Below are 3,180 nucleotides of genomic sequence, written 5' to 3' on the forward strand. Positions count from 1 at the left end.
AGATAATCCGATATTCATTGGGCTTCAAAATTATATAGATTTATTTAAATTGAACCAGCCTGTAAATATAACTCTCAATGAAGCTTTTTTCAATACACTTCTAATCTTTATGACCGCTGTTTTTATGATACATTTAATCTTCGATCTAAAAAAGGTAAAGACTCCTCGTCAAAGATATTTAATTATTTCTATGAGTATATTAGGAATACTTTCTTTGTTAACTATTAATTCAATACCTTATCTCAATGTAATAAGTGCTTTAGTGCTAGTTGTTGTTTACACTATTTTATTATCTTTGCACTTTTTAGATCAAATGTCTAGTAAGATTTTTCTTCGAATAATTTTATTCATCGGTTTATGGATAACGTTTTACTCATTGGGAGTACCTGAAATTATTAGATTTTTGACTTTGGCAAAGGAACAGTCGTTGTTCATTAAAGCTATATGGAATACCATTTATTATGTTCTACTTTCCACACCTATAACTATTTTATTTGCCTTATTAATAGCCTTATTATTAAATAGAAAATTATACGGCAAGACTATTTTTAGGACAGTTTATTTTATCCCCTTTGTTACAAGTGTAGTGGCAATTTCACTAGTGTGGCAGTGGATATTCAATGACAATGGTTTATTAAATTATATTTTAACTCAAATAGGTTTTTCAAAAATTCCATGGTTGAAAGATCAGAATTTTACGATTCCTACCGTAGCCATAATATCTATATGGAAAATGGTAGGTTATTACGCTATAATCTTTTTGGCAGGTTTGCAAAATATAGATAAAACTTACTACGAAGCTGCTGAAGTGGATGGAGCCACACCTTTTCAAAAATTTCAGTTTATCACCTTACCTTTATTATCTCCCACAACTTTTTTTATAATCATAGTTGCAATGATCGGGGCATTCAAGGTCTTTGATGAGATTTTCATCCTCTATGTTGGCATGCCTGGACCTTACAACAACAGTGGGATGACAATGGTTTACTATGTGTTTGATATGTTCTACGTTCAACAAAGAATGGGAAGAGCTAGTGCTGCTGCTTACGTGCTTTTTGGGATTATTCTATTATTTACAATCCTTCAGATGAGAAGTAGCAGAAGTAGAATATATTACGAATCCTAAGGGAGGAAATTATACTTGTATTATACAAAGTTTATAAAAACACTTTGGACTTTGATAGTTTACTTACTATTGGCGGGAGGGGCAATAGTTATGCTCTTGCCTTTTGCATGGATGATAATGACTTCTTTGAAAACAAGCGGTGAAATCAACTTGTGGCCTCCAACATGGACAACAAAGAATTTTCAAAATGAATGGAATTTAAATTTAAAATCAACTCCCTCAAAGCCTTCCCCAAGAACAGGTTTAAGTTTAGCTGAATTTAGAACTTTATCAACCCAAGAAAGTTACAATCCTTACAAATTGGTCTATGAAATAGATGGAGACTTTGTAAGGAGGGGAAGGGTACAACTCTCTTTTAACGGGATAGATTATGCAGAACAAGCAAGTATTGAAAGTATGATGTCTGATATATACGATTATATTTCAAATATTGAATTAAGGGAAGATTTAGCGAGCTTGTTTGCCGTAGAAGATTATTCCCTTGAAAACTTTGAAAGTATTTATTTCACTCTTTTCTCCCAAGATGATGGTTATTTTAAACAAACTACTACGATAAGAAGGATACAACAAAGTATACTCAAAGTTCAAAATTTTATAGATCTTACCCTCGAAAGAAATATCAACATCTTACCGTATTTTAGAACGAATCCAAATATGACAGAAAGTCAAATAGAAAGTATTACAAGAAGTAAAGAAATATTTTCAAATTATTTGGAAACGATAAAATTGAAAGCCGATGATTTGAATTCAAAAATATCCTCTTATCCAGCAGAATTGAGAATAATTAGCCAAAGTGAGGTAGAAGAATTAATTAATTTACTCGTTGATTTTTTGTCAGAGATTCAAACTTTTGAAGATGAAATACTATCCAACACCAATACTTTGATTCAAAGAAATATTTACGAACCAATTATGAAAGAGATCAACACTTTAACTTTCTTTATGTATTTTAACGAAAAATATGGTGAGGAACAAAATATTGCATTTGAAGATATGAACATAATATTCGACATTCCTACGAGAGAAACAAAGTATCAAAATATCATAGACAGAATCCAGGAAAGCGAATTTCCAGAGTCATTTAAAAAAATTGTGATCTCGTTAGCAAACGAGAAAAATATCGATAATTTGAATCAAGAAGTTGTTTCATATCTTGAGAACGATTTTGTAAATGATGTAAGTAATTCATTAATAGAAGACCCTAGAAACCTCTCAATATACACAAACATCATCAGAACATTGTCGCAGAGCCAAGTTACCCTTGATCAAGCTCAGCCAGTGCTCTCAGATTCCAATTACAAATTTTTAATAGAACACATTCAAGGAAAAGAAGAAGAGTTCGAGAGAATATTGGAAAAAAGGAAAGAATATGATAAAATATTAGAAGATTTCGATAGGTTTTTTATTGACACGATCTCTAAAGCAACTATTATAAATGCACCGCCTTTTGTTGATACAATTTTGTACAAAAACAATTCAAATGTTGAATTATACACAGTAAATGCACCATCGATCTGGTTGCTTGATGATGTACCTTCTGGAAGAGTCGAATATTCTTTTAATCAGGTATTAGGAAATATATTTCAAAATTATGTGGATGCATGGAACGGTGCACCATTTTCGCGATACTATGTGAATACGGTTTTCGTTTCTCTAATTACCACCGTTTTAGAAATAATATTTGCGTCGATGGCTGCGTTTGCCTTTTCAAAACTTAATTTTTGGGGAAAGAATTTTATTTTTATGACTTTTTTAGCCACCATGATGATCCCAGGAGAGGTTTTATTAGTACCAAATTATATAACTATTAGTAAATTTTCATGGATAGACAGTTATTATGCTTTGATCGTTCCATGGGTGATTAGTGTCTTTGCCATATTCTTGATCAGGCAACAGTTTATGACTGTACCCAATGAGTTATGGGACGCTGCTAAGATAGACGGATCTTCAAGTTGGCGATTTTTATGGACCGTTATGGTCCCTCTTAGTAGACCTGCAATTTTAACTGGGGCGCTACTAAAATTTGTAGGCAGTTGGAACGCCTTTTTATGGGT

Annotated in this window: 2 protein-coding genes; both read left to right on the forward strand. The window is 32.1% G+C overall.

The window, feature by feature from the left end; all coding sequences use genetic code 11:
* Nucleotides 1-1,126, forward strand: a 1,126-nt coding sequence (locus AA81_RS13365; RefSeq protein ID WP_103899303.1) for a carbohydrate ABC transporter permease, incomplete at its 5' end; no start/stop codon positions are given.
* 15 nt (nt 1,127-1,141) lie between these two features.
* Nucleotides 1,142-3,180, forward strand: a 2,039-nt coding sequence (locus tag AA81_RS14470; protein ID WP_211292725.1) for a carbohydrate ABC transporter permease, incomplete at its 3' end; no start/stop codon positions are given.

The sequence above is a fragment of the Petrotoga halophila DSM 16923 genome (assembly GCF_002924615.1).